General features: G+C 72.5%; 16 protein-coding genes and 1 pseudogene. 7 read left to right on the plus strand and 10 right to left on the minus strand.

What is annotated here, in order from left to right; all coding sequences use genetic code 11:
- Positions 1 to 189: 189 nt before the first annotated feature.
- On the minus strand, positions 190 to 1473 hold the full coding sequence (locus UK12_RS13295; protein WP_045303120.1) for an extracellular solute-binding protein: 1284 nt from the start codon (positions 1471 to 1473) through the stop codon (positions 190 to 192).
- 322 nt (positions 1474 to 1795) lie between these two features.
- On the opposite strand from UK12_RS13295, the gene UK12_RS13300 reads away from it, so the two are divergent.
- Positions 1796 to 3064 carry a globin domain-containing protein gene (locus UK12_RS13300; protein ID WP_331386647.1) on the plus strand — a complete coding sequence of 423 codons (1269 nt, stop codon included), beginning with the start codon at positions 1796 to 1798 and terminating at the stop codon, positions 3062 to 3064.
- A gap of 7 nt (positions 3065 to 3071) precedes the next feature.
- Here the strand turns inward: UK12_RS13300 and UK12_RS13305 are convergent, their stop codons facing one another.
- The 4 genes from UK12_RS13305 to UK12_RS41200 form a co-directional block, all read right to left on the minus strand.
- Complete coding sequence (locus tag UK12_RS13305; protein WP_082119570.1) at positions 3072 to 3725, minus strand: helix-turn-helix transcriptional regulator; 654 nt, start codon at positions 3723 to 3725, stop codon at positions 3072 to 3074.
- A gap of 81 nt (positions 3726 to 3806) precedes the next feature.
- Complete coding sequence (locus UK12_RS13310) at positions 3807 to 4874, minus strand: aldose epimerase family protein (protein ID WP_045303121.1); 1068 nt, start codon at positions 4872 to 4874, stop codon at positions 3807 to 3809.
- Positions 4875 to 5049: 175 nt separating this feature from the next.
- The gene (locus UK12_RS13315) at positions 5050 to 7506 is read right to left on the minus strand and encodes an ATP-binding protein (protein WP_052681853.1); all 2457 of its coding nucleotides are present in this window, start codon (positions 7504 to 7506) and stop codon (positions 5050 to 5052) included.
- A gap of 39 nt (positions 7507 to 7545) precedes the next feature.
- Positions 7546 to 8049 carry a hypothetical protein gene (locus UK12_RS41200; protein ID WP_197084817.1) on the minus strand — a complete coding sequence of 168 codons (504 nt, stop codon included), beginning with the start codon at positions 8047 to 8049 and terminating at the stop codon, positions 7546 to 7548.
- A gap of 282 nt (positions 8050 to 8331) precedes the next feature.
- Here UK12_RS41200 and UK12_RS13320 point away from each other — a divergent pair, with 282 nt between their 5' ends.
- The 3 genes from UK12_RS13320 to UK12_RS13330 all read left to right on the plus strand — a co-directional run bounded on the left by UK12_RS13320 (position 8332) and on the right by UK12_RS13330 (position 11546).
- On the plus strand, positions 8332 to 9282 hold the full coding sequence (locus UK12_RS13320) for a terpene synthase family protein (RefSeq protein WP_045303122.1): 951 nt from the start codon (positions 8332 to 8334) through the stop codon (positions 9280 to 9282).
- A gap of 349 nt (positions 9283 to 9631) precedes the next feature.
- Complete coding sequence (gene exaC / locus UK12_RS13325) at positions 9632 to 11155, plus strand: acetaldehyde dehydrogenase ExaC (RefSeq protein WP_045303123.1); 1524 nt, start codon at positions 9632 to 9634, stop codon at positions 11153 to 11155.
- Position 11156: 1 nt separating this feature from the next.
- Positions 11157 to 11546, plus strand: a complete 390-nt coding sequence (locus UK12_RS13330; RefSeq protein WP_045303124.1) for a DUF779 domain-containing protein — start codon at positions 11157 to 11159, stop codon at positions 11544 to 11546.
- A 25-nt stretch (positions 11547 to 11571) separates the two neighbouring features.
- Here the strand turns inward: UK12_RS13330 and UK12_RS13335 are convergent, their stop codons facing one another.
- Together UK12_RS13335 and UK12_RS13340 are read right to left on the minus strand one after the other, a co-directional pair.
- Positions 11572 to 11766 (minus strand): SHOCT domain-containing protein, encoded by a 195-nt coding sequence (locus tag UK12_RS13335; protein WP_045303125.1) that lies wholly within the window; start codon positions 11764 to 11766, stop codon positions 11572 to 11574.
- 7 nt (positions 11767 to 11773) lie between these two features.
- Positions 11774 to 12205 carry a DUF6325 family protein gene (locus tag UK12_RS13340; RefSeq protein WP_045303126.1) on the minus strand — a complete coding sequence of 144 codons (432 nt, stop codon included), beginning with the start codon at positions 12203 to 12205 and terminating at the stop codon, positions 11774 to 11776.
- Positions 12206 to 12377: 172 nt separating this feature from the next.
- Between UK12_RS13340 and UK12_RS13345 the strand changes: the two genes are divergently transcribed.
- Together UK12_RS13345 and UK12_RS13350 are read left to right on the plus strand one after the other, a co-directional pair.
- The gene (locus UK12_RS13345) at positions 12378 to 12701 is read left to right on the plus strand and encodes a hypothetical protein (protein ID WP_045303127.1); all 324 of its coding nucleotides are present in this window, start codon (positions 12378 to 12380) and stop codon (positions 12699 to 12701) included.
- Between the two features lie 169 nt (positions 12702 to 12870).
- A pseudogene (locus UK12_RS13350) lies at positions 12871 to 13796 on the plus strand (acetylxylan esterase).
- 97 nt (positions 13797 to 13893) lie between these two features.
- On the opposite strand, the gene UK12_RS13355 reads toward UK12_RS13350, so the two are convergent.
- A complete protein-coding gene (locus tag UK12_RS13355) occupies positions 13894 to 15111 on the minus strand; it encodes a serine hydrolase domain-containing protein (RefSeq protein WP_045303128.1) in 1218 nt (405 codons plus the stop codon).
- A 108-nt stretch (positions 15112 to 15219) separates the two neighbouring features.
- Between UK12_RS13355 and UK12_RS13360 the strand changes: the two genes are divergently transcribed.
- Positions 15220 to 15738, plus strand: a complete 519-nt coding sequence (locus UK12_RS13360; RefSeq protein WP_045303129.1) for an NUDIX hydrolase — start codon at positions 15220 to 15222, stop codon at positions 15736 to 15738.
- A gap of 101 nt (positions 15739 to 15839) precedes the next feature.
- Here the strand turns inward: UK12_RS13360 and UK12_RS13365 are convergent, their stop codons facing one another.
- Both UK12_RS13365 and UK12_RS13370 read right to left on the minus strand, forming a co-directional pair.
- Positions 15840 to 16511 carry a cytochrome b/b6 domain-containing protein gene (locus tag UK12_RS13365; protein WP_082119571.1) on the minus strand — a complete coding sequence of 224 codons (672 nt, stop codon included), beginning with the start codon at positions 16509 to 16511 and terminating at the stop codon, positions 15840 to 15842.
- Complete coding sequence (locus UK12_RS13370; RefSeq protein ID WP_045303130.1) at positions 16453 to 17157, minus strand: molybdopterin-dependent oxidoreductase; 705 nt, start codon at positions 17155 to 17157, stop codon at positions 16453 to 16455. The genes UK12_RS13365 and UK12_RS13370 overlap by 59 nt, the downstream gene beginning before the upstream one ends.
- Between the last annotated feature and the right edge of the window lie 103 nt (positions 17158 to 17260).

Consider the following 17260-nt stretch of genomic DNA (forward strand, 5'->3'; position numbering starts at 1 on the left):
GAGCTTGAGGCGCTGGACGAGGCCGGGCCGCGGTTCGCCGTCGCGACTGCCTTGGCTGGGAGCGCCCTGCACGGCGACTGCCATCTTTGACACCTTCTCGAGAGGTCCGCCGCCTCGCTGCGGCGACTGCTGTGCATACGGGAGGCCGCCCGGCCCGCCGGTAGGGCGGCGGGCCGGGCGGCTGGGGACTTACTTGCTGAAGCCGGGGAGCAGCTTGGCGAAGTCGGTGGCGGCGCTGTCCAGGCCGGCCTGGGTGCCGGCCTGGTCCTGGGCGATCTTCACCAGGTCGGTGCCGAGCGGGGTGAACAGCGAGCTGTACTCCGGCAGTTCGGGACGCGGCTGGGCGACCGGGAGGATCGCCTGGAAGCCGGTGATGCCCGGGTCCTTCTTGACCTCGGCGGTGTACGCGTCGGCGCGGGTCGGCAGGGTGGAGTTCTTCTGCGCGAGGAAGGTCTGGCTCTCGGCGGAGGTCAGGAAGGCGGCCAGCTTCTCGCCCGCGGCCTTGTGGGCGGCGTCGGACCCGGCGTAGACCGAGACGTTGTGGCCGCCGGTCGGGGCGCCGGCCTTGCCGGTGGAGCCGGCCGGGACGGCGGCGATGCCGAGGTTGTTCTTGTCGGCGAAGGCGGCGCCCTTGTAGATGTTGGTGATCTCCCAGGGGCCCTGGATGATCATCGCGGCCTTGCCGTTGTTGAAGGCGTCCATCATGTGCGCGTACGCGTCGGTGGTCACGTCGGCCTTGACGGTGCCGGGCGAGGTGAACATCGACTTGTAGGTCTCGACGGCCTTGGCGGCCTCGGGCGAGTTGATGGTGATCTTCTTGCCGGCGGCATCCACCATGTTGGTGCCCTCGCCGTAGAGGAACGGCATCAGGTAGTAGCCGTCGCCGGCCCGCATGAACAGGCCGTCCGCACCGGTCTTGTCCTTGATCTGGGCGGCGTCGGCCTTCAGCTCGTCCCAGCTGGCGGGGGCCTTGGCGATCCCGGCCTTGGCGAACAGGTCCTTGTTGTAGAGCAGGCCGAGGGTGTCGGTGACCAGCGGCACGCCGTACAGCTTGCCCTCGAAGGTGGCCTGCTTGATCAGGCTGGGCTGGAAGGCGGAGGTGTCCTTGGCGGCGTCCGTGCCGTCCAGCGGCTCCAGGAACCCGGCCTTGGCGAAGGCGGCGGTCCAGCCGACCTCGGAGCGGAAGACGTCCGGCGCACCCTTGGCGCCCATCGCGGTCTGCAGCTTGTTCTGCGCCTGGTCGAACGGCACGTTGACGAACTTGACCTTGATGTTGGGGTTCGCGGCCTGGAACTTGTCGACCAGCGCCTGGTAGTTCGGCGCCTCGTTGGTGGCGTTGGAGGTGTCCCAGTAGGTGATCGTGACAGGGCCGTCGGCCTTGCCGTCCGATGCTGAGCCGCCGCTGCTGCCGCAGGCTGCAGTCGAGACCGCGAGGGCCGCAACGAGGGCGGAGGCCGCGATGCCACGCCGCATGAGAACTCCTAGAGGTGGGGGTGCCCGAGATGGTGGAGGGAACGCGCATAATGGCTGTCCCATGCCGACTGCGCCGTTGCGGCCGTCGGGCTTGGGCAGGAACGTAACAGGCGCGCAATCGCCACGGAAAGGCCTTGCAGCAAGTTTCTGCAAGATCCTGCGATCGTTACGCCCGCGTGTCCTCCACGTTGCCGCAAGGTAGTCGATCTGCGGCCATCGTCCCGGCAATTGTCCGATTGGTCCGTATTCCGCACGCCGCAAGGCATCCTGCAAGGCATCGGCGACGACCCACCTACATTTAAAAGGATGAGCATCCGATATATTGACGGCGCTGCCGAACCGCAGCCAGATCCGTCAGACCGCGTTGGAGGAAGCCGTGCTCTCCCCTGAATCGACCGCGACCGTCCGCGCCACCCTGCCCGTGGTCGGCGCCGCCATCGGCGAGATCACCACGCTGTTCTACGGCCGGATGTTCGCCGACCACCCCGAGCTGGAGCGCGACCTCTTCAACCGCGGCAACCAGGCGGCCGGCGAGCAGCCCAGGGCACTGGCCGGGGCGATCGCCGCGTACGCGACCCTGCTGGTCGAGCAGCCGGAGGTCCGGCCGGGCGCGATGCTGGCCCGGATCGCCCACAAGCACATCTCCCTGGGCATCACCGAGGACCAGTACGAGATCGTGCACAAGTACCTCTTCGGTGCGATCGTCGAGGTGCTGGGCGAGGCCGTCACCCCCGGGGTGGCTGCCGCCTGGGACGAGGTCTACTGGCTGATGGCCGGCGAACTCATCGCCCTGGAGGCCAAGTTGTATGCCGAGGCGGGCGTCGCACCGGGCCAGACCTGGCAGGAGATGACCGTGGTCGCCCGGACCCGGGAGTCCCGCGACGCCGTCTCCTTCACCCTCCGCCCGGCCGACGGCGGCCCCGCACCCGCCTTCCGCCCCGGCCAGTACGTCAGCGTCGCCGTCCGGGTCGCCGACGGCGCCCGGCAGATCCGCCAGTACAGCCTCTCCACCGCGCCCGGCGGCGCCCACTGGCGGATCACCGTCAAGCGGGTGCACGGCGGCGGCACCCCCGAGGGCGAGGTCTCCACCCGGCTGCACGACCACGTGCAGGCCGGCGACGTACTGACCGTCTCCCGGCCGGCCGGCGACCTCACCCTGGCCGAGGGCACCGAGCCGCTGCTGCTCGCCTCCGCTGGGATCGGCTGCACCCCGATGATCGGCATGCTCCACCACCTCGCGGTCACCGGCCCCGAGCGGCCGGTCACCGTGGTGCACGGCGACCGCTCGCTCGCCGACCACGCCCACGCCGAGCAGGTGCAGACCCTGGTCCGGGCCCTGCCCGAGGCCGCGCTGCACCGCTGGTACGAGCAGCCCGCCCAGGACGGCGCGGCACCGGCCGACACCGGGACCCGGACCGGCCGGGTCGACCTGGCGCAGATCGAGATACCGGAGGGTGTCCGCGCCTACCTGTGCGGGCCGCTGCCCTTCATGCGCGCGGCGCGGGCCGAGCTGCTGCGGCGCGGTGTGCCCGCCCAGGCGATCCACTATGAGGTGTTCGGCCCCGACCTCTGGCTCGCCTCCGGCAACTGACGAGGCGTCAGTCCCGGTGCCGGGTGATCGAGATACTGCAGACCCGGGGGCCGACGAAGGGGTGCAGGCGGAGCGCGCCGGGCTGCCCGGCGCGCTCCGCCATGGCGTTCAGCAGACCCTGGTGCACCGAGCAGACCACCTCGGGGTGGCGCTCCGCGTTGTGCTGGAACGGGCAGCCGTGCAGCAGCACCTCGCCACCGCCCACCCCGCCCCCGGCGCGCAGTTCCGGCTCGAAGCCCCAGACGTCGGCGGCCGCCAGCACCTGCTCGGTCAGCGAGCCGTCCGTGCCCGCCTCGGTGGCGCCCCAGCTCCGCCCGGCCTCCCCAGCCCGTCGTGCCCGCTCGGCCCGGCTGTCGCCGAACCCCGTGGCCAGCACCTCCACCAGCGTGCGGTAGGCGGCCAGCTGCGCCCGTTCGGGCGCCGCCGCGTACAGCAGCCGGGGACGGCCGCGCCCACCCGTCGGCTCCTCCTGGCGCACCTCGACCAGCCCGGCCTCGACCAGTGCGGTGAGGTGGTGGCGCACCGTGGTGATGTGCTGCCCGACCAGCTCGGACAGCCGCCGGTTGTCCAGTGGCTCGGCCGCATCCGTCAGCGCCGCCAGCAGCGCCCGCCGCGCGGGCACCGCAAGGGCCTTGTGCACACCGGGGTCCGAGCTCTCCATTCAGCCAATACTACGGCGCTGAGCTGGCGGTATGAATGCCCCGGCCGGACCCGGCAGGCCACGCCCCGGGGGCGCCGGCCGCTACCGGGCGACGCCGAGCCGCAGCACCGTGGTCGAGCGGAACTCCTCGCCGGGGCGCAGCTCGGTGGACGGGTACGAGGGCTGGTGCGGGGAGTCCGGGTGGTGCTGGGTCTCCAGGGCGACGCCCGCGTACGGCCCGTACGCGACGCCGCTCGCGCCGGTGACCGCACCGTGGAAGGTGTTGGCGGTGTAGACCTGGATGCCCGGTTCGGTGGTGAGCACCTCCAGGGTGCGGCCGCTGACCGGGTCCTCCAGGAAGGCCGCGCGGGTTGGCGTGCCGTCACCCGGCCGGGGCCTGAGCACCCAGTTGTGGTCGTAGCCGCCACCGAGCAGCTGGGCGTGGCTGTCGTGGATGCCCTTGCCGATCGGGCGGGCGGTGGTGAAGTCGAACGGCGTCCCGGCCACCGGTTCGTACGGCCCGTACGGGATCAGGCGTTCGTCGACCGGGGTGTACTCGTCGGCGTCCAGGGTGAGCAGGTGGCCGAGGACGTCGCCGCTGCCCTCGCCGCCCAGGTTGACGTACGCGTGGTTGGTGAGGTTGACCACGGTGGGGCGGTTGGTGGTGGCCCGGTAGTCGATGGTGAGGCGGTCCTCGGCCAGGGTGTAGGTGACCTGGACGTCCAGGGCGCCGGGGAAGCCCTGGTCGCCGTCGGGGCTGTGCAGGCGTAGGCGGACGCCGCCGGGTGCCTCCTCGGCGGCCCAGATCCGGTGGGCGAAGCCGTCGGGGCCGCCGTGCAGGGTCACCCCGCCGCCGGTGGGCGCGAGCTGGTGCTCCTCGCCGTCGACGGTGATCCGGCTGTCGGCGATCCGGTTGGCGTAGCGGCCGACGACGGTGCCGTAGTGGCGGGCCGGTCCGAGGATCGCACCGAGCTCGTCCGTGCTGAGCAGGATCTGCGCGACGGCACCGGTGCGGTCGGGAGCGGTGAGCGTGTGCAGGGTCGCGCCCAGGGTGAGCACGCTCGCCTCGACCGGGCCGTTGCGCAGTGTCCAGCGTTCGATCGCGGCTCCGGCTCCGCCGGTGGCGAAGTGCGCCCGGAGGACCTCGGTGGTCCCGGCCGACCCGGTCATGGATCGCTCCTCCCTGCGGCCGCCGGCCCGACGGCCACCTCTGGTTCGAGATCTGTTCGCGTCCGGTGCCAGATTAGCCCCGTCGGCTGCGCCGGCACCGGCTGCGACCCTCCGCGTCCGGAAACCGCGCCGACCGGGCGGCCCCCGCCCAGGGCGCCGCCCGGTTGACGGTCCGTCAGCCCTGCTCGGTCGGCGGCGGCTCCTCGGACAGGCCGAGCGCCGCCGCCAGGCCCTCGGGACCGCTGCCGGCCTTGCGGTGGACGGCGGCCAGCCGCCGGTTCACCAGGCTGAGCGGTAGGTCGAGCCGATCGGCGATCCGCTGCGGCGGGACACCCTGGACGGCCAGCCTGGCGACGTCCCACTCGGGCTCGCTGAGGCCCTCCTTGGTGAGGGTGCGCAGGCGGTTGGGGCGCAGCACCGAGGTCGCCAGTTCGGTGCGGGCCCGGTCGACCAGACCGTCGGCACCGCAGGTCTGGGCCAGCTCCATGCCCTGGTACAGGTACTCGGCGGCGTCGGTGAGCTGCCCGACCCGGCGCAGTGCGGCGCCCAGATCGACCTGCGCGTAGGCGAGTTCGTACCCGGCCGGGGACTGCGAGAGCCAGCGGACGGCCTGCTCCAGCAGGTCGACGGCGCGCCGGCCGTCCCAGAGTTCGGCCTGCATCCGCAGGGCGGTGCCGATCGCGGAGGCCGAGCCGAACTCCTCGGCCCGCGCGACGGCGTCGGCTGCCAGCTCACGGGCCCGGCCGGGCTGGGTGGGGAAGAGCGCCAGCGCGAGGTGGCCGACCCAGGGCGCCCAGACGGTGTTGCGCCAGCCGCGCCGGGTGAGCTGTTCGCCGACCTCCTCGAAGACGGCGGCCGCGGCGGCGTGCTCGCCCCTGGCCAGCAGGAGCTTGCCGTAGAGGGTGGGCGCGTCGGGCAGCACCATCGCGCTGGGGTGGTAGGGCGGTGCGAAGCGGTACTTCTGCGCCAGCTCCCAGGCCTCCTCGGTGCGGCCGCGGGCGAGCAGGGTGTCGGCCAGCACGCCGACGACGTCCCACTGCAGCGGGATGTCGGGGGCGATCCGCTCGGAGAGCCGCAGGCCCTGGCGCAGGTAGTCCTCGGCCTCGATCAGGAAGCCGCGCCGGAACCTGGTGAGCCCCATCAGGAAGTACCCGAAGCCCTTGTGCGCGCCGCTCCAGCCGGCCAGTTCGAAGCCCAGCACGGCCTCCGAGAACAGCTTCTCGGCGCGGGCTAGCTGGTCGCTGTAGCTGTAGGTCAGGCCGATCAGTGCGGGCAGCTCGAAGCCCCAGGTGGTGTTGGTCCAGCCGATCTCCCTGGGCAGCCGGCCGTTCTCCAGGGCCTGGTCGGCCAGCTCGATCGCCTCGGTCACGGACTTGCCGCGCAGGGTGACGTCCCAGGCCTGCATCGCGCGGACCACCCGCTCGGGAATGGTGGTGCCGGTCAGGCTGGTGGAGAGCTGGTGCAGCCGCCGCGAGCGCTCCTGGCCGTCCTCCTCGTCGCGTTGGAAGGCCACCCACATGAAGTACACGGCCTGCAGCCTGAGTTTGCCGGCGCCGGGCTCGGTGCGTTCGGCCTCCCGCTGGCAGACGGCCGCCGCCTCGACCAGGTGGCCCGCGTGCGCCAGTACCTCGGAGAGCCGGAAGGTGGCGTCCACCCGCAGGTCGGGGCTGAGGCCGGGCTCCAGCGTGAGGGCCAGCTTCAGCTGGTTGACGGTGGCGATCGGGTCGGTGAGCAGGGCGGCGCAGCCCGCCTCGTAGAGCACCTCGGCGCGGTCGTCCTCGTCCGGCGGCTCGCTGAGCGCGCGGGCCAGGCAGCGCTGGGCGGCCTCGGGCGCGCCGATCGCCAGGTGCTCGGCGGCAGCGGCGCGCAGCTTGCGGACCATGCCGTCGTCGCCCTCGGGGTGGGTCTCCAGCAGGTGGCGGGAGGCCTCCAGCAGGCTGCCGCCGTTGTTCTCGATGATGCTGGCGGCGATGCCGTGCATGCCGGTCTTGGTACCGGGGGGCATGGACTGGTAGATCGAGGTGGCGATCAGCGGGTGGACGAACTCCAGGCGGCCGTTGGGGGTGCTGGTGAGGATCCGGTGCTTGCGCAGCTGGCGGCCGGAGTCCTCGGCCTCGGCCGTGCCCTGGGCGGAGATGCTGGCGGCGAGGCCCTGCTTGATGTCGGTGCCCAGCAGGGCCGCGGCCCAGGCGAACCTCAGGGTGCTCGGGCCGAGCTTGGCCAGCCAGTGCTGGAGGGTCATGCCCTTGGCGGCGGCGGCCAGGTCGCGCAGCTGCGGGCTGTTCTGCTCGATCGGGTCGAGGCACTGGTCGCGGACCTCGCGCAGCAGCGCGGTGGTGTCGTACGGGTTGCCCGCGGTGACGGCCCAGACCTGGCGGCAGAACGCGTCCTCGGCCGCCTCGCCGAGGGCGGCACGGACCAGTTCGGCGACGGACGCGGGGTTGAGCGGCCGCAGTTCGTGGCGGCGGCTGGCCTGGTCCTCGATCTGCTGCTGGAGCGCCCGGGCCTCGTCCTGGAACTCGTCGCGGTAGGCGAAGACCAGCAGCACCGGCAGGTGGCGGGTGCGGGCCGCGAAGGAGGCCAGCCAGCCGAGCGACTCCTGGTCGGCCCAGTGCAGGTCGTCCACCACCATCACCAGCGGTGCACGGCGGGGCGCGAGTTGGGAGAGCAGTTAGTCCAGGCCGTCCTGCACGCCCTGCGGGTCGAGGCGCTCGACCTCGCCGGAGGGCGGGACCAGGCCGATGGCCGGGCCGACGATGCCGTACCAGGCGCCGAAGACCTCGGCCAGCTCGCCCTGCTCCTTGTCGAGCGTGCCCAGCACGGGCAGCAGCAACTGCCGCAGGACGTGGAAGGGTTCCTTCGTCTGGCGCTGGCCGCCGCGGCCGGCGAGCACGGTGCAGGACTCGCGCAGTCCGGCCAGCCGGCGGACCTGGTCGAGGATGGTGGTCTTGCCGCCACCCGCCGGAGCGGAGAAGACCAGCACCTCGCCGATCTCGGTGCCACCGGCGGCGAACCTGCGGCAGAGCCGGTCCAACGCCTGCTCTGCGGAGCGGAGTTCGGCCTCGCGCTCGTGCAGCGCCGGGCCCGCCGCCGCACCGATCGCCTCCGTACCGACCGGCCGGGCACCCACTCCTCGCCCGCCCTCGCCCGTCGGTCCGCTCTGCTGTTCGGCCACCGTCGCCCCTCCGCCTCACCGGGTTCTCTGTCCGCTGCCGAGACTATCCCCGCAAACCTCCGAGTGTGAGCCATTCCCGCAGGCTGCGGTGTACTTACGGGGTTCGAACCCGATGCCGAGGGCAAATGCCCTGTTATCTCTAACACCTGATGATCAGATCGACTACTGTTCCGCCCGGAAATGGCAATTGATCTTCGCCATTCGATCTTTACCACACAGGAGTTCAGCAGGGCCGGTAGCACAGACAGCACCATTGATCCCCCCAGCAGCACCGGGAGTCCGATGTCCGACGACACCTCACTTGAGCTTCCGTTCGCCCACCGTCGCAACCCCCACCAGACCCGGGCCACCGACCGCCACCTCGAATGGCTCCAACGCCACCACGAGCTCGCCGCCGTCGTCAGCGGGTCCACATACACGGGTTGGGACATCACGGAACTCGCCTCCCTGGTCTACCCCGAGAGCTCCGTCGAGGATCTGGCGCTGGCCGCCGACCTGATGGGGTTCTACTTCCTGTTCGACGACCAGCTCGACGGCCCGCTCGGCCGCCGCCCCGACCAGGTGGCCCTGATCTGCGAGCGCCTCACCGCGATCGTGCACGGCACCCGCCCGGCCGGCGCCTCACCCGCCGAACGCGCCTTCGCCGACCTCTGGCGGCGCAGCACCCGCGGCATGTCGCCCCGCTGGACCGCACGGGCCGCCTACAACTGGGAGTTCTACTTCGCCTGCCACCCGGCCGAGGCGGCCAGCCGCAACATCGGGCATCCCCCGGACCGGGAAGGCTATCTGACGCTCAGACGCGGGACCGCCGCGATGGAGACCATCTTCGACATGATCGAGCGGCTCGGCCGCTTCGAGGTACCGCAACACGTCCTGCACCACCCGCTGCTCCGGCAGCTGCGCCAACTCGCGGCCGACATACCGTCGTTCACCAACGACGTGCGGTCGTACGCACAGGAGGCCCAGCGCGGCGACGTCGCCAACCTGGTGATGATCGTCCAACGGGACCGCTGCTGCTCCGCCGAGGAGGCCTGCGCGGTGGTCTGGGACGAGGCCCAGCGGATGGCCGACCGGTTCTGCGAGCTGCGGGACCAACTCCCGGACATCTGCCGCTGGATGGCGCTGGACGCGGCACAGCAGCAGGCCGCCCAGCGGTACGCCGACGGTATGGCGCTGTGGCTGGCCGGCTACCTGCACTGGGAGTCCCGCACCCGCCGCTACCACCACGGCTGACCGCCAGGGGCATGGGAGCCGCCCCGACCCCCAGCCGCGGCGTCCCGCGCCCCGCGCCCCCTCGCCGTCGCCATCCCCGTCCCCACCGGGAACCATCTCCACTGGGAGCCATCGCCACTGGGCACCGTCGCCACAGGCGCACAACTCCCCTCGCACGCCCCCTGATTGATCAAGTGCGCACCGTGGCGGCCCAAGCCGGCCGCAGCTAGGGTGCAGCGCGGGGACACCCACCCCGGCCCCATCTTTCGAGCACGTTCCCGACCCCGTCCGCCGGGCCCGCACAGCGGGCCCGTGCGCCGTTCCGCCGACCCGGGAACGGCGACCCGACGCAGCGAGGAGCACCACCGATATGACCGTCTACCAGCCCCCCGGCCGGCCCGGCAGCATCGTCGGCTACCACCCCCGCTACGAGCACTGGATCGGCGGCACCTGGACACCGCCCGTCCGCGGCCGGTACTTCGAGAACCCCACCCCGGTGACCGGCCAGCCCTTCACCGAGATAGCCCGGGGCACCGCCGAGGACATCGAGGCGGCCCTCGACGCCGCGCACGCCGCCGCGCCCGCCTGGGGCCGCACCGCCCCGGCCGACCGGGCCGGGCTGCTGCTGCGGATCGCCGACCGGATGGAACAGCACCTGGAGGAGCTGGCGGTCGCGGAGAGCTGGGAGAACGGCAAGCCGGTCCGCGAGACCCTGGCCGCCGACCTGCCGCTGGCCGTCGACCACCTGCGGTACTTCGCCGGTGCGCTGCGGGCCCAGGAGGGCGGCCTCTCGCAGCTCGACGAGGACACCGTGGCGTACCACTTCCACGAGCCGCTGGGCGTGGTCGGCCAGATCATCCCGTGGAACTTCCCGCTGCTGATGGCCGTCTGGAAGCTGGCCCCGGCCCTGGCTGCGGGCAACACCGTGGTGCTCAAGCCCGCCGAGCAGACCCCGGCCTCGATCATGCTGCTGATGGAGCTGATCGCCGACCTGGTCCCGCCGGGCGTGATCAACGTGGTGAACGGCTTCGGCGTCGAGGCGGGCAAGCCGCTGGCCGCCAGCTCCCGGATCCGGAAGATCTCCTTCACCGGCGAGACCACCACCGGCCGGCTGATCATGCAGTACGCCAGCGGCAACCTGATCCCGGTCAGCCTGGAGCTCGGCGGCAAGAGCCCGAACCTCTTCTTCGCCGACGTCGCCGACCGCCGGGACGACTTCTACGACAAGGCACTCGAGGGCTTCGCCATGTTCGCCCTCAACCAGGGCGAGGTGTGCACCTGTCCGAGCCGGGCGCTGATCCAGTCCTCGATCTACGACGGCTTCCTCGGCGACGGGCTGGACCGGGTCCGCGCGATGCGCCAGGGCAACCCGCTGGACACCGAGACCATGGTCGGCGCCCAGGCCGGCAACGACCAGCTGGAGAAGATCCTCTCCTACATCGACATCGGCCAGGCCGAGGGCGCCAAGGTGCTGGCCGGCGGCGAGCGGGTGGACCTCGGCGGCGAGCTGTCCGGCGGCTACTACGTCGCGCCGACCGTCTTCGAGGGCACCAACGACATGCGGATCTTCCAGGAGGAGATCTTCGGCCCGGTCGTCGCGGTCACCCGCTTCGAGGACTTCGAGGACGGCATCGGCATCGCCAACGACACCCTGTACGGGCTCGGGGCGGGCATCTGGAGCCGCGACGGCTCGACGGCCTACCGGGCGGGGCGGGCCATCCAGGCCGGACGGGTGTGGACCAACTGCTACCACCACTACCCGGCCCACGCGGCGTTCGGCGGCTACAAGAACTCCGGCATCGGCCGGGAGAACCACAAGGCGCTGCTGGAGCACTACCAGCAGACCAAGAACCTGCTGGTCAGCTACAGCGGACGGGCGCAGGGGTTCTTCTAGGATGCCGCCCCTGACGCGTCCCTCCCAGGTGGCCGTCACCCCGCTCGCCGCCGAACTGCTGAAGCAGCTCGGCGGCGAGCACGGGCCGCTGATGTTCCACCAGTCCGGCGGCTGCTGCGACGGCTCCGCCCCGATGTGCTACCCGGCCGGGGAACTGCTCGTCTCCCCGGAGACCGACCGGCTGCTCGGGGAACTGGAGGTGACCGGGCTCGACCCGATCCCGGTCTGGATGTCCAGGAGCCAGTACGCCTACTGGTCCCACACCCACCTCACCATCGACGTGGTGCCGGGACGGGGCAGCGGCTTCTCCCTGGAGTCGCCCACCGGCCTGCGCTTCCTGACCCGCTCCCGCCTGCTCACCGACGAGGAGTCCGCCGCCCTGAACCGCTAGCCCGGTCCGGCCGGAGCGCGAGGAGTCACCGCCCGAGCAGCCGCGCCTTCGCGGCGGTGAACTCCTCCGAGGTGAGCAGCCCCCGCTCGGCCAGGCTGCCGAGCTCCCGCAGGCGCCAGGCCAGGCCGCCGGCCGCCAGCCCGCGCATCAGCGGAGCTCCCGCAGGCCGGGCGGCACCCACCGCACGGACCGATCCGACCGGATCCAGCGCACGCACCATGACGTCCTCACTTCCCTGCCGCCGCGCGGGCCTTGGCAGCGCGTACGGCCTCCTCGATGTTCTCCGGCGGAATCCGCACGCCCGAGGCGATCCGGCCGCCGACGCTGCGCAGCGCGTCCGCCGCGGCCTGCGCCCAGACGTGCTCGATCAGCACCAGCAGCGCCACCGTGCCGGGTTCCAGCAGCTCGGCGGCCTCCTGGGCGTCCTCGGGGCCGATCAGCGGCAGCGCGTGGCCGCCGGCGTCCCCGACGATGTCCCTGAGGTGCTCGAAGTCGGCGAGTTCCCCGTAGGTGGCCCCGCCATCGGGGTGCCGGGTGACGACCAGTGAGTCGATCACCCGGATGTCACCACCGGTCCGCAGCTTGCTCAGGGCCGACGCCGCCTCGACGGTGATGGTCTCCTGCGGGAACGTCAGGACGAGCAGTTCGGCCGGCCCCATCCGAGGCTCCCTTCCGGTCGGAATCGCCCCATACCGGGATCTAAGCACACCGCTGCGTCGATTCACCGGAGCAGCTGCCGCCCCGCACGACACCCGCCACGAAGAGTGCGCAGCGCACCACAGTGTGCGACAGTGCTGCCCATCCCATCCCCGGAATCCGAGGAGTCGTCAGATGACCATCGCCGTCGCCAAACTGTCCGACCCGACCGTCCGCGCCGCCGTCGTCGCGATCAACGCCAACGACCGGAAGGGCTTCCTCGCGCTGCTGGCCGACGACGCGACGATGTCCGACGACGGTTCGGACCGCGACCTGCTGCCCTGGGTCGACCGCGAGATCTTCTCCTCCCGCGGCCACATGGAGATCCAGACCGAGTCGGACGGCGGCCGCGCGCTGATCGCCAACTTCACCAACGAGACCTGGGGCGAGATGCGCACCGCCTGGAAGTTCACCGTCAGCGACGGGAGGATCAGCCGCTTCGAGACCGGCCAGGCCTGATCCCCCGGCCGGTCGGGACACCCCCGTCGGCGGCCCCGGAACAATCCGGTCACACACGGACGTTGAGCGCGCCAGCACAAGATCACAGACTGCCGCGTTCCCGACCGAGGAGACCACCGCGCCGCTGACCGACATGTAGTACCAGGACCTGGTGACCTACCGCCCGGCCATGACCGAGCCCGCCGACCTCGACGCCTTCTGGGCCGGGACCTTGGCCGAGGCCCGCGCCGCCGGCGGCGCGGTACGGCTGGCGCCCGTCACCGACTCGCTGCTCACCACGGTGGACGTGTACGACGTGCGGTTCCCCGGCTGGCGCGGCGAGCCGGTGGCCGGCTGGCTGCTCACCCCGCGCGAGGCCACCGGACCGCTGCCGACCGTGATCCAGTACCTCGGCTACAGCGGGGGCCGCGGCCTCCCGACCGAGCGGCTGATCTACCCCTCGGCCGGCTACGCGTACTTCGTGATGGACACGCGGGGCCAGGGGCACGACACCCCGGACCAGCACGAGGGTCCGGCCTCGCAGTGGTACGCCGGGTTCATGACCAAGGGCATAGACGCGCCCGAGAACTACTACTACCGGCGCCTGTTCGCCGACGCCGTCCGGGCCCTGGACGCGGTGCGCGGCCTCGACCTCGTGGACGCGGACCGGGTGGTGGTCTCCGGGACAGCCAGGGCGGCGGCCTGGCGCTCGCCACCGCCGCACTCGCCGACGGCCTGGTGGCCGGGGCCATGGTCAACGTGCCGTTCCTGCAGCACTTCCGGCGCGCGGTGGAGATCTCCGGGAGCGGACCGTACCCGGAGATCGCCGCCTATCTGCGCATGCACAGCCGGGAGAAGGTCGAGCAGACCTTCCGCACCCTCTCCTACTTCGACGGCGTCCACCTGGCCGGACGGGCCACCGCCCCCGCCCTGTTCAGCGTCGGCCTGATGGACCCGGTCTGCCCGCCCTCCACCGTCTTCGCCTCCTACAACCGCTACGGCGGCGAAAAGGACATCGAGGTCTGGGAGTTCGCCGACCACGGCGGCGGCTACGACTCGCAGGCCCGCCGCCAGCCGGAGTGGCTGCGCGACCGCGGGCTCGGCCCCAAGTCCTGACGCACCACCGCGCCCCGGGGGCGTGCGGCGTCGCCCGACCGCCGCTGTTCGCGTCCGGCCGCCCCTCAGGGCGTGCGGCTCCCCGCGTCCCCGGTGGTCACGCCGTCAGGCACCTGCGGACGGCCGCGATCAGCGTCCGGGACCGGATGTCGCCGGTGACCCCGGGCTGCATCCCGTTGGTGACGTAGCCGAAGCCGATCCCGAGGTCGGGGTCGGCGAAGCCCAGCGAGCCACCGCGCCCGGGGTGGCCGAACGCCGCCGGGGAGGACATCGGCGAGCTGGGGCCGTGCCGGAAGAAGCCGAGGCCGAAGGTGGTGTTGATGACCAGTACCTGGTCCGGGCCGCTGACGGCCGGCCCGATCGCCTCGTCCAGCAGGTCCGGGCCGAGCACGGCCGGGAGCAGCCGGCCGGGCGTGCCGTGCCGGTCCGCCGCACCGATCAGCGCCGCGTAGAACCGGGCCACCGACCGGGCGGTGCCGATCCCGCCCGCGCCGGGGATCTCGACCGCCTGCACCGCCGGGTCGTTGAGGTCCACGGCCGGGCGCACCGAGGCGAAGGCCCGGGCGGTGAGCGAGTGCCGGTCCCGGTAGGCGTCCACCACGGACTGCTTGGTCCGCAGCCGGAGACCGGACGGGCCGCTCTGGGCCGCCTGGGGGGCGGGCAGGTCCACCAGCCGCCCGACCCGGGGCGCGGCGGCGGACGGGAGGCCGATCCACAGGTCCAGGCCGAGCGGGCGGGCGATCTCCTCGGCGAAGTACTGGCCGACCGTGCGCCCGCTCGCCCGCCGCACCACCTCGCCGATCAGCCAGCCGAACGTGTAGGGGTGGTAGCCGTGCGCGGTGCCCGGCTCCCAGGCGGGGGCCTGGGCGGCGACGGCGGCGGCAGCGGGCTCCCAGGCGATCACGTCCTCGACCCGCAGCGGGACGTCGAGGGCGGGCAGCCCGGCCTGGTGCGAGAGCAGCCAGCGCACCGGCACCCGGTCCTTGCCCTCGGCCTTGAACTCCGGCCAGTACGAGGCGACCGGCGCGTCCAGGTCGAGCTTCCCCTGCTGGACCAGGTGGAGCGCGGCGGCCGCCGTCAGCCCCTTGGTGACCGAGCGCAGCACCTGCGCGGTGTCGGCCGTCCAGGCCACGGCGGGAGCCGGCCGGCCACCGACCTCGGGACGGGCGTCGCCGCCCCACAGGTCCACCACCTTGCGACCGTCGGCGTAGAGCGCGAAGGCCGCACCGAGCTCACCGTGGTCCCGGAAGTTCTGCGCGAACGCCTCCCGGACCGGCTCGAAGCCCTCCGCCGCCTCACCCCAGATCTCGACCACGCGCGCCACCTTCTTGCTCGTACGTCTCCCTTTCGAACGATAGTCGGACCGTCGCACCCGCGCCGAGCCGGTGTCAGGTGGCCCCTCGGCCTCGCTACCGTGAGCGCCATGACGAACCCCGCCGAAGAGCTGCTGGACGTGGTGGACGCACAGGACCACGTCATCGGAACCGCCCCCCGCGCCGAGGTGTACCGCAAGGGGTTGACACACCGTTGCGTCTTCATCCTCGTCCGTGACCCGCAGGGCCGGATCTTCACCCACCGCAGGACCGACACCAAGCTCTTCGCCCCCGGCGCCTACGACTGCTTCGTCGGCGGTGTGGTCGGCACCGGCGAGACCTACGCGAGTGCCGCCGTGCGGGAGGCGGAGGAGGAGCTGGGGGTCGGCGGCATCCGGCCGGTACCGCTGTTCAAGTTCCTGTTCGAAGCGGAACCGCTGCTCTCCTGGTGGTGCGACATGTACGAGGCCCGCTGGGACGGCCCGGTCTCCCCGCAGGTCGAGGAGGTCGCCTGGCACGGCTGGCTCACCGAGGAGGAGCTCGCGCAGCGGCTCGGCGGGGGCGAGTGGGACTTCGTCCCGGACGGACGCGAGGCGTACCGGCGCTACCTGGAGCACCGCTCGGCCTAGCCAGGGCTGTCCGGTCGATCCGGCAGGGTCGCGGGGAGCCGCGCGGCCGGCCCGGGAGGCGGCCGGCTGCCCGCGCCGCCTCCGCCCCGGACGCCGCGCGGCTAGCGGTCCGCCCGGTCCGCGTTGGCCGCAGCGTCCCAGTACGGGTGCTCCCGGGCGGCCCAGCCCTCGTCGACCCGGCCCGTACGCATACCGCGCCGGGCCTCCGGGTCCCTGGCCGACTGGTAGAGGTGGCCCGCGACCGCGACGGCGACGGCCACCGCCAGCCAGTCGTGCACAAAGGTGGCCCCGGTGCGCCACACCAGCGGCGCCAACCGGGTGAACCACATCAGCAGCCCGGTGCCCAGCATCACCAGGACCGCCCCGGCCGTCCACGCCGCGTACAGCTTCTGCCCGGCGTTGAACTTGCCCGCCGGACGCCGGAACGAGCGGCGGCGCACGGCCCTGAGCCACTCCCGGTCGTAGGGAGCGAAACGGTTCAGCCGGGAGAGGTCGGCCCGCAGCGCCCGGGAGCCGAGCCCCAGCAGCAGCGGCACCGGCAGCGCCAGCCCGCACCACTCGTGCACCGTCACCACCAGCCTGCGGCGGCCGACCAGTTCGGCGAGCGGCGGGAAGTACAGGCAGCCTGCGGTGGCCAGGCAGACCAGCATCAGCGCGGAGCTCGTCCAGTGCACCCAGCGCTCGGCCCGGGTGAACCGCAGGAGCGGGCCGCGCTCAGGCGGTCGGGGCGTCGTCTCGCCCGTTGGAGCGTCCGACCCAGGCGTCGACGTCATATCCGAAGTGCTCCCAGTAGCCGGGTTGGACGGTGGAGGTGAGGGTGATCGAGTCGAGCCACTTCGCCGACTTGTAGAAGTACATCGGCGCGACGTACAGCCGGACCGGCCCGCCGTGCTCGTGGGCGAGCGGCCGGTCCTGCATCCGCAGGGCCACCAGGACGTCGTCACGGCGGGCCTGGTCGAGCGTCAGGCTCTCGGTGTAACTGCCGTCGAAGCAGCCGAAGCCGACCGCGGTCGCCTCCGGTCTCACCCCCGCCGCCTCCAGCAGGTCCGCGAGCAGGACCCCCTCGAACGGGGTGCCCGGCACCCGCCAGCCGGTGACGCACTGCACGTCGCGCACGATCCGGCGCTGCCGCATCGCCTGCAGGTCGGCCAGCGTGTAGCTGACCGGCTTCTCGACCAGGCCCCCCACGGTGAGGGTGTAGTCGGCGGCCGTTCTGTCCGGGACCGAGCCCGTCACCGAGTAGTACCTGAATCCGCCGCCGCCCGGCAGCAGGCCGCTCAACCCGGTCGGGTCCTTGCTGGCCACGTTCTCGACCGCACGCTGCAGGTACGGTCCGGCCGCCACCCCGGCCGCTCCCAGCCCGAGCATGCCGAGCACCACCCGGCGGCCGACCGGAGGCCCCTCGCCGCCCGCTCTCATGGCCTGGCTCCCATCACTGTCATGTCGCCATTCGAGCAGGTCGGCGCCGTTCTTCCCAGGGGCGGGGCGCGGACGTCAGGGTTTCGTCATCTTCCGGCCCGGA

The organism is Saccharothrix sp. ST-888 (assembly GCF_000955975.1).
GTDB lineage: Bacteria > Actinomycetota > Actinomycetes > Streptomycetales > Streptomycetaceae > Kitasatospora.

Excerpts from the sequence above, each read along its gene's own strand:
- UK12_RS13295 (WP_045303120.1), bottom strand. The coding sequence starts at position 1,473 with ATGCGGCGTGGCATCGCGGCCTCCGCCCTCGTTGCGGCCCTCGCGGTC.
- UK12_RS13305 (WP_082119570.1), bottom strand. The coding sequence starts at position 3,725 with ATGGAGAGCTCGGACCCCGGTGTGCACAAGGCCCTTGCGGTGCCCGCG.
- UK12_RS13310 (WP_045303121.1), bottom strand. The coding sequence starts at position 4,874 with ATGACCGGGTCGGCCGGGACCACCGAGGTCCTCCGGGCGCACTTCGCC.
- UK12_RS13315 (WP_052681853.1), bottom strand. The coding sequence starts at position 7,506 with ATGGTGGTGGACGACCTGCACTGGGCCGACCAGGAGTCGCTCGGCTGG.
- UK12_RS13320 (WP_045303122.1), top strand. The coding sequence starts at position 8,332 with ATGTCCGACGACACCTCACTTGAGCTTCCGTTCGCCCACCGTCGCAAC.
- exaC (WP_045303123.1), top strand. The coding sequence starts at position 9,632 with ATGACCGTCTACCAGCCCCCCGGCCGGCCCGGCAGCATCGTCGGCTAC.
- UK12_RS13330 (WP_045303124.1), top strand. The coding sequence starts at position 11,157 with ATGCCGCCCCTGACGCGTCCCTCCCAGGTGGCCGTCACCCCGCTCGCC.
- UK12_RS13335 (WP_045303125.1), bottom strand. The coding sequence starts at position 11,766 with ATGGTGCGTGCGCTGGATCCGGTCGGATCGGTCCGTGCGGTGGGTGCC.
- UK12_RS13340 (WP_045303126.1), bottom strand. The coding sequence starts at position 12,205 with ATGGGGCCGGCCGAACTGCTCGTCCTGACGTTCCCGCAGGAGACCATC.
- UK12_RS13345 (WP_045303127.1), top strand. The coding sequence starts at position 12,378 with ATGACCATCGCCGTCGCCAAACTGTCCGACCCGACCGTCCGCGCCGCC.
- UK12_RS13360 (WP_045303129.1), top strand. The coding sequence starts at position 15,220 with ATGACGAACCCCGCCGAAGAGCTGCTGGACGTGGTGGACGCACAGGAC.
- UK12_RS13365 (WP_082119571.1), bottom strand. The coding sequence starts at position 16,511 with ATGACGTCGACGCCTGGGTCGGACGCTCCAACGGGCGAGACGACGCCC.
- UK12_RS13370 (WP_045303130.1), bottom strand. The coding sequence starts at position 17,157 with ATGAGAGCGGGCGGCGAGGGGCCTCCGGTCGGCCGCCGGGTGGTGCTC.